At 67.2% G+C, this 7376-nt stretch carries 5 protein-coding genes; 2 read left to right on the top strand and 3 right to left on the bottom strand.

Annotated features, from left to right (window positions below; all coding sequences use genetic code 11):
- The first annotated feature begins 208 nt into the window (after nucleotides 1–208).
- Nucleotides 209–1324: an alanine dehydrogenase gene (ald, locus tag VN856_RS26220; protein WP_325694758.1), complete on the top strand. Its 1116-nt coding sequence runs from the start codon at nucleotides 209–211 to the stop codon at nucleotides 1322–1324.
- Nucleotides 1325–1351: 27 nt separating this feature from the next.
- Nucleotides 1352–2815 carry an amidase gene (locus VN856_RS26215; RefSeq protein ID WP_325694756.1) on the top strand — a complete coding sequence of 488 codons (1464 nt, stop codon included), beginning with the start codon at nucleotides 1352–1354 and terminating at the stop codon, nucleotides 2813–2815.
- Here VN856_RS26215 and VN856_RS26210 read toward each other — a convergent pair.
- Genes VN856_RS26210 through VN856_RS26200 form a run of 3 tightly spaced genes read right to left on the bottom strand, consistent with a single transcriptional unit; the run spans nucleotide 2793 to nucleotide 7375 of the window.
- Complete coding sequence (locus tag VN856_RS26210) at nucleotides 2793–3815, bottom strand: nitronate monooxygenase (RefSeq protein WP_325694754.1); 1023 nt, start codon at nucleotides 3813–3815, stop codon at nucleotides 2793–2795. The two genes, VN856_RS26215 and VN856_RS26210, sit on opposite strands and share 23 nt — an antisense overlap.
- A gap of 4 nt (nucleotides 3816–3819) precedes the next feature.
- Complete coding sequence (locus tag VN856_RS26205; RefSeq protein WP_325694752.1) at nucleotides 3820–5169, bottom strand: pitrilysin family protein; 1350 nt, start codon at nucleotides 5167–5169, stop codon at nucleotides 3820–3822.
- Nucleotides 5147–7375: a polyribonucleotide nucleotidyltransferase gene (locus VN856_RS26200; protein WP_325694750.1), complete on the bottom strand. Its 2229-nt coding sequence runs from the start codon at nucleotides 7373–7375 to the stop codon at nucleotides 5147–5149. Before VN856_RS26200 ends, VN856_RS26205 begins: the two co-directional genes overlap by 23 nt.
- Nucleotide 7376 lies beyond the last annotated feature (1 nt).

The raw sequence follows: 7376 nt of genomic DNA, 5'->3' as shown, positions 1-7376 counted from the left end.
GCCAGCGCGCTGTTGGTCATGCGGGCGTCGGCATGGAGGAGGCTCACGATTTTGCGATCCGTACTGTCCAAATCCGCCGGCCGAAGATCCTTCGATGACAGCCGCTCACGATCCTGGTCTTTCGTAATTTCTTCGGACATCTGCTTATTCTAAACGCGTGTCTTCGTCGTCTTTGCACTATTGTTGAACTTTCTTCACAATTGGGTTCATGCATGTGGGCATCCCAACCGAGACGAAAAACAGCGAATTCCGCGTGGCGATCACCCCCTCCGGGGTCGCCGAGTTGACCCGTCGCGGTCATGAGGTTCTGGTTCAGGCGGGCGCGGGTGAGGGCTCGTCGATCCCCGACGGTGAGTTCAAGGCCGCCGGCGCGCAACTGATCGCCACCGCAGAGGACGTGTGGGCCGGCGCCGACCTGGTGCTCAAGGTCAAGGAGCCCACCCCGATCGAGTACTCGCGCATGCGGCAAGGCCAGACCCTCTTCACCTACCTGCATCTGGCCGCCTCGCGGTCGTGCACCGAGGCACTGCTCGCCGCGGGCACCACATCGATCGCCTACGAGACAGTGCAGACCTCCGACGGCGCCTTACCGCTGTTGGCCCCGATGAGTGAAGTCGCCGGGCGACTGTCGGCTCAGGTCGGGGCGTATCACCTGATGCGCACTCATGGCGGGCGCGGCGTGCTGATGGGCGGAGTGCCGGGCGTCGAACCGGCGGCGGTGGTGGTCATCGGCGCGGGAACCGCCGGATACAACGCCGCCCGGGTTGCCGTCGGAATGGGCGCCGCGGTCACCGTGCTTGACGTCAACGTCAACAAATTGCGCGAGCTCGACCAGGTGTTCGGCGGCCGGGTGCAGACCCGTTACTCGACCGCCCTGGAGGTGGAGGAAGCCGTCAAGCAGGCTGACCTGGTCATCGGCGCGGTTCTGTTGCCAGGCGGCAAGGCTCCGACGCTGGTATCGAATTCCCTTGTCGGGCAGATGAAATCGGGCGCAGTATTGGTGGACATCGCCATCGACCAAGGCGGTTGCTTCCAGGATTCACGCCCGACCACCTACGACGACCCGACGTTCGCCGTGCACGACACGCTGTTCTACTGCGTTGCAAACATGCCCGCGGCGGTGCCCAAGACGTCAACGTATGCCTTGACCAATGCCACCATGCCGTATGCCATCGAACTTGCCGACAATGGCTGGCGAGATGCCAGCCGTTCGAATCCTGCTCTCGCCAAGGGGCTTTCGACTCATGACGGTGCGCTGCTGTGCCAACGGGTGGCCGCCGACCTGGGGTTGCCCTACACCGATCCGGCGGCATTGCTGGTCTGACACGCGTTTGCGTGCTACACAAGCCGCGTGAGCTCACTTGCGGATCAGACCCAATGGATGGATGCGGTCGACCAAGCCGCCCTGGTCCGCAACGGCGAGGTGACGCCGCTCGAATTACTCGACGCGGCCATCGAGCGGATCGAGCGCATCGATCCGGTGCTCAATGCGGTAGTGATCCGCTGGTTCGACCACGCGCGTGACACTGCCCGGGCTGCGCTGCCCGACGGGCCATTTCGCGGTGTGCCGTTCCTCATCAAAGACCTGTTCGCCGGATACGCCGGCCAGCGCATCACCAACGGGAACGTCGCGCTGAAGAACGCGTCCATTGTCTCGGACGCCGACACCACGCTGGTCAGCCGCTTCCGCGGCGCCGGCCTGGTGACCGCGGGCCGGACCAACAGCCCCGAACTCGGCAGCGTCCCCACCACAGAACCGATCGCATGGGGCGCGACCCATAACCCGTGGGACCTCAGCCGGTCGCCCGGCGGCTCCAGCGGCGGTTCCGCAGCCGCGGTCGCCAGCGGCATGGTCCCGTTCGCGCATGCCAGCGACGGCGGCGGCTCGATCCGCATCCCCGCGTCGTGCTGTGGACTGGTCGGCCTCAAGCCCAGCCAGGGCCGGATCTCGCTCGGTCCGATCCGCGACGAAACGGCGCTGTCGGTCGAGCTGTGCGTGAGCCGCACGGTGCGTGACACCGCCACACTTCTCGACACCGTCCGCGGGCCCGGCATCGGTGACACGGTCATCGCGCGGCTTCCGGCCCGCCGCTACGTCCTCGAGCTCGGTGCGGACCCAGGCCGGCTGCGGATCGGCCTGCTCGACCACCACCCGCAGGGTGGCGCCGTCGCACCCGAGTGCGCGGACGCCGCCCGTTCGGTCGCGAGGCTGCTCGAATCGCTCGGCCACACCGTCGAACCGGCGTGGCCCGCAGCCCTGGCCGACACGTCGCTGCGTGTGCACTTCGCCGCGCTGTGGAGCACGAACATGGGCGTCGGGCTTCGGCGATTCGAAGAACAGCTCGGAAGACAGCTCAGCGCAGACGAATTCGAGCCGATGAACCGGGTCCAGGCCGAGATCGCCGCACATTTCACCGCCGTCGACTATGCGCTGGCATTCTCGGCCACCACCCATTTCCGCCGTGCGTTGCAGGCGTGGTGGACCGACGGCTGGGACCTGCTGCTCACACCGACGGTCGCCGAGCTCCCGCCGCCGCTGGGCGTCATTGGCAACAACCCCGACAATCCGTGGGAGGCAGTGGAACGCGCGTTCCAGTTCATTCCCTTTACGCCGCCGTTCAACATGAGCGGTCAGCCCGCGATCAATGTGCCGGTCGAGTGGACCGACACCGGCTTACCGGTCGGCGTGCAACTGGTGGCCGCCTACGGTCGCGAGGATGTTCTGCTCCGGGTGGCCAGCCAGCTGGAAACCGCCCGGCCGTGGGCGCACCGCACTCCGGAGGTCGCTGACCCTATACGTGGCCGAGCGTGCTGACGATGTCCTTCGCCGGCCCGGTCTGTGCCTGCCGGTAGGCCGTCCCCGCCCACAGATTGGTGCCGTGCGGGTCTTCCAACTCGACCGCGGCCCTGCGGATCGGCGAGGTCATCTGGTTGACCTCCGGATAGCCCAGCGGCGCTATGTGGTCGAGCATCCGGGTGAAATCGTTCGCCAGACCGCGGGCATACCGGCCCGAAAACGCCCGGGTGACAACGGTCGTGTCGAATTGCGGATGGCCGAGGGCCGAGCGGTGCGCGGCGTTGGTGCCGGCCTCGTCGGAGAGCAGCAGCGCGGTCCCGATCTGGGCGGCCACCGCCCCCCTGCGCAACACCGCGGCAACATCGTCGGTGCTGCCCAGGCCGCCGGCCGCGATCAACGGAACGTCATGGGCCCTGCCGATGCGGCGCAGCAGTTCAATGAGCGGTTCGGTACCGGGACTCATGTCCGGCGCGAACGTGCCCCGGTGCCCACCAGCGTCGGGCCCCTGGACAACCAGGCCGTCAGCTCCGGCGGCAAGCGCCACGCCCGCCTCATACGCCGAGGTCACCGTGACGAATAGCAACATTCCCCGCGCGCCGAACCAGCGCAGCACGTCCGGTGATGGGGCCCCGAAGGTGAACGACACCAATTCGGGCCGCAGGTCGGCCACCACCTCGAGCTTCTGCTGCCACCCGTCGTCATCACCGAATTGCGGGTAGCCGATCTCGACGTCGTAATGCTCAGCCAGCTCGTCGAGGGCCTCGGCGTAATAGTCGAGTTGGTGCATGTCGGCGACGCTGGGCTGGGGCACGAAGAGGTTGACACCGATCGGGCCGGTGGTCGCGGCACGCGCCGCGACGATGTCATTGGCCAACCGGTCTGCGCTGATGTAGCCACCGGCCAGAAAGCCGAGGCCGCCCGCGTTGGACACCGCCGCCGCCAGGGCAGGCGTGCCGGGGCCGCCCGCCATCGGCGCTCCCACGATCGGCACGTCGAGATCCCAGAAGCCCAGTACCATCGCGCTACCCCGTCATTTTCCGAAGTTGTTGCGGCAGAGACTTTTTCGATTGATGAGGCCCGAGAACGGCTGCGCCATACGGTTTGCCGAGGAGTTGGCGCGCCACCGCGTTGACCTCGTCCAGGGTGACCTCATCGAGCTCCTGCAGCGTCCGGTCGATACTTCGGTGTTCAGCGTAGTTGAGTTCGCCCCGGCCGATGCGGTGCATCCGGGAACTGGAGTCCTCCAGGCCGAGCACCAGCCCGCCCCGCAGTGAACCCTTGGCGATCCGGCATTCCGACTCGGTGATGCCGTCGCGAGCCACCTCCTCCAGCACGTCGGCGGCCACCCGGGTCACTTCGGCGAAACGCTCGGGCAGACACGCGGCGTACACCGACAACGCACCGGCGTCGGAGAACGTGTCCAGCGACGAATAGACGGAGTAGGCCAGCCCGCGGGACTCCCGGACCTGTTGGAACAGGCGGGAACTCAAGCCGCCGCCGAGCGCGGTGTTCAGCACCGACAGCGCCCAACGATGCTTCCAGTGCCGACCCGGCGTTCGCACCCCGAGAAAGACATGGGTCTGCTCGGCGTCCCGGTTGGCCACCGTCAACCGTGGGCGACCGGTGACCCGGCCGGCGCCCTTGCGCGGCGCGATCGCGTGGCGGCCCCGGACCAATCGCGGCCCGAAGTGCTCGCGCACCAAAGCCACCACTTCGTCATGGTCGATGTTGCCGGCCACCGCGACGACCATCCGTTCGGGCGTGTAGCGCCGCTGGTGAAACGAATGCAGCTGGGCGCGCGTCATCGACGACACCGATTGCACGCTGCCGATCACCGGACGACCCACCGGATGATCGCCGAACAGCGCCGCCAGGAACTGGTCGGCCAACGCGTCCTCGGGGTCGTCGTCGCGCATGGCGATCTCTTCGAGGACGACGGCGCGTTCCAGTTCGACGTCGTCGGAGACGCAGCGCCCGTTGAGCACCACGTCGCTGACCAGGTCGACGGCAAGAGCGAGATCGCCGTCGAGCACGTGCGCGTAGTAGCAGGTGTGCTCCTTGGCGGTGAAGGCGTTCAGCTCACCGCCGACCGCGTCCACCGCCTGCGCGATATCGACAGCCGTGCGCGTCGGCGTGGATTTGAACAGCAGATGCTCCAAGAAGTGCGCAGCACCGGCCACGGAGGCACCCTCGTCGCGCGATCCCACGCCGACCCATACCCCGACCGAGGCCGAGCGCACCCCGGGCAGGTATTCGGTGACTACCCGCAATCCACCGGGCAGCGTGGTGCGCCGAAACGCCGCGGACGGCTCAGAAGTGTGCCGGCCGCGGCGCAGCTGCGTCCCTGAGCTAACTGCTGGCCGTCGCGGCATCGGCAGGCGCGGTCTCCGGGCTGGCGGCAGGTTCACCGTCGCCGGATGGTCCGGCGTCTTCGTCCACAAGCACCAGGGAGATCTTGCCCCGCTTGTCGATGTCGGCGATCTCGACGCGAAGCTTGTCGCCGACGTTCACCACGTCTTCGACCTTCGCGATCCGCTTCCCCCTGCCGAGTTTGGAGATGTGCACCAGCCCGTCGCGGCCCGGCAGCAGCGACACGAACGCACCGAAATCGGTGGTCTTGACCACGGTTCCGAGGAACCGCTCGCCGGTCTTGGGCAGCTGCGGGTTGGCAATCGCGTTGATCTTGTCGATCGCGGCCTGCGCCGCCTCGCCGTTGCTGGCGCCGACGAACACGGTGCCGTCGTCCTCGATGGAGATCTGCGCGCCGGTCTCCTCGGTGATCGAGTTGATCATCTTGCCCTTGGGCCCGATGACCTCACCGATCTTGTCGATGGGCACCTTGATCGTGGTGATCCGAGGTGCGTACGGGCTCATCTCGTCCGGCTCGTCGATGGCCTCGGCCATCACTTCGAGGATGGTGATCCGGGCGTCCTTGGCTTGCGCCAGCGCGCCGGCCAGCACCTGCGACGGGATGCCGTCGAGCTTGGTGTCCAGCTGAAGCGCGGTGACGAAGTCCTTGGTGCCCGCACATTTGAAGTCCATGTCACCGAATGCGTCTTCGGCGCCCAGGATGTCGGTCAGCGTGACGAAGCGGCGCTCACTGCCGCCGCCGTCCACCTCGACGTCGTCGGACACCAGGCCCATCGCGATACCCGCGACCGGCGCCCTGAGCGGCACACCGGCGTTCAGCAGCGACAGAGTCGAGGCACATACCGAGCCCATCGAGGTAGAACCGTTGGAGCTCAACGCTTCCGAGACCTGCCGGATCGCGTAGGGGAACTCTTCGATGCTGGGCAGCACCGGCACCAGGGCCCGCTCCGCGAGCGCGCCGTGGCCGATCTCGCGCCGCTTCGGCGAACCGACACGGCCGGTCTCACCGGTGGAGAACGGCGGGAAGTTGTAGTGGTGCATGTAGCGCTTGGACGTTTCCGGCCCGAGCGAGTCGATCTGCTGCGCCATCTTGACCATGTCGAGGGTGGTGACGCCCATGATCTGGGTTTCGCCACGCTCGAACAGCGCACTGCCGTGGGCCCGCGGAATGACCGCGACCTCGGCCGACAGCGCCCGGATGTCGGTGATGCCACGGCCGTCGATGCGGAAGTGGTCGGTCAGGATGCGCTGGCGGACCAGCTTCTTGGTCAGCGAGCGGAACGCCGCGCCGATCTCCTTCTCGCGTCCCTCGTAAGTCTCGGCGAGGCGGTCGAGCACCTCGGCCTTGATCTCGTCGGTGCGACCGTCGCGCTCTTCCTTGCCCGCGATGGTGAGCGCCTTGGTGAGCTCCTCGGTGGCCACCGAGGACACGGCGTAGAAGACGTCGTCCTGGTAGTCGGGGAACAGCGGGTAGTCGGCGGTCTCCTTGCCGGCGGCGTCGTACAGCTCCTGCTGCGCCGTGCACAGCGCGGCGATGAACGGCTTGGCGGCTTCCAGGCCCTCGGCCACGACGCTCTCGGTCGGCGCGCCCGCGCCGCCCGCGACGAGCTCGATGACGTTGTCGGTGGCCTCGGCCTCGACCATCATGATCGCGACGTCATCGGCCGTCTTGCGGCCGGCGACGACCATGTCGAACACGGCCTTCTCGAGCTGCTCGACGGTCGGGAACGCGACCCATTGACCGTCGATGAGCGCGACGCGCACACCGCCGACAGGGCCGGAGAACGGCAGACCCGAGATCTGGGTCGACGCTGACGCGGCGTTGATCGCCAGCACGTCGTAGAGATCCTTGGGATCCAGGCTCAGGATGGTGACCACGACCTGGATCTCGTTGCGCAGGCCGGATACGAAGGTCGGGCGCAGCGGACGGTCGATCAGGCGGCAGGTCAGGATCGCGTCGGTGGAGGGACGGCCCTCGCGGCGGAAGAACGAACCGGGGATGCGTCCGGCGGCATACATCCGCTCTTCGACGTCGATCGTCAGTGGGAAGAAGTCGAAGTGGTCCTTGGGCGACTTGCTGGCCGTGGTGGCCGATAGGAGCATGGTCTCGTCGTCGAGGTAAGCGACGACGGAGCCGGCGGCCTGCTTGGCCAGCCGACCGGTCTCGAAACGAATAGTGCGGGTGCCGAAGCTCCCGTTGTCAATGATG

The sequence above is a fragment of the Mycobacterium sp. genome, assembly GCF_035603715.1.
Lineage (GTDB): Bacteria > Actinomycetota > Actinomycetes > Mycobacteriales > Mycobacteriaceae > Mycobacterium.
The sequence above is the reverse complement of the archived record's forward strand: the minus strand, read 5'-3'. Positions and strand labels throughout refer to the sequence as shown.

Excerpts from the sequence above, each read along its gene's own strand:
- VN856_RS26210 (WP_325694754.1), bottom strand. The coding sequence starts at position 3,815 with ATGGTACTGGGCTTCTGGGATCTCGACGTGCCGATCGTGGGAGCGCCG.
- VN856_RS26205 (WP_325694752.1), bottom strand. The coding sequence starts at position 5,169 with ATGCCGCGACGGCCAGCAGTTAGCTCAGGGACGCAGCTGCGCCGCGGC.
- ald (WP_325694758.1), top strand. The coding sequence starts at position 209 with ATGCATGTGGGCATCCCAACCGAGACGAAAAACAGCGAATTCCGCGTG.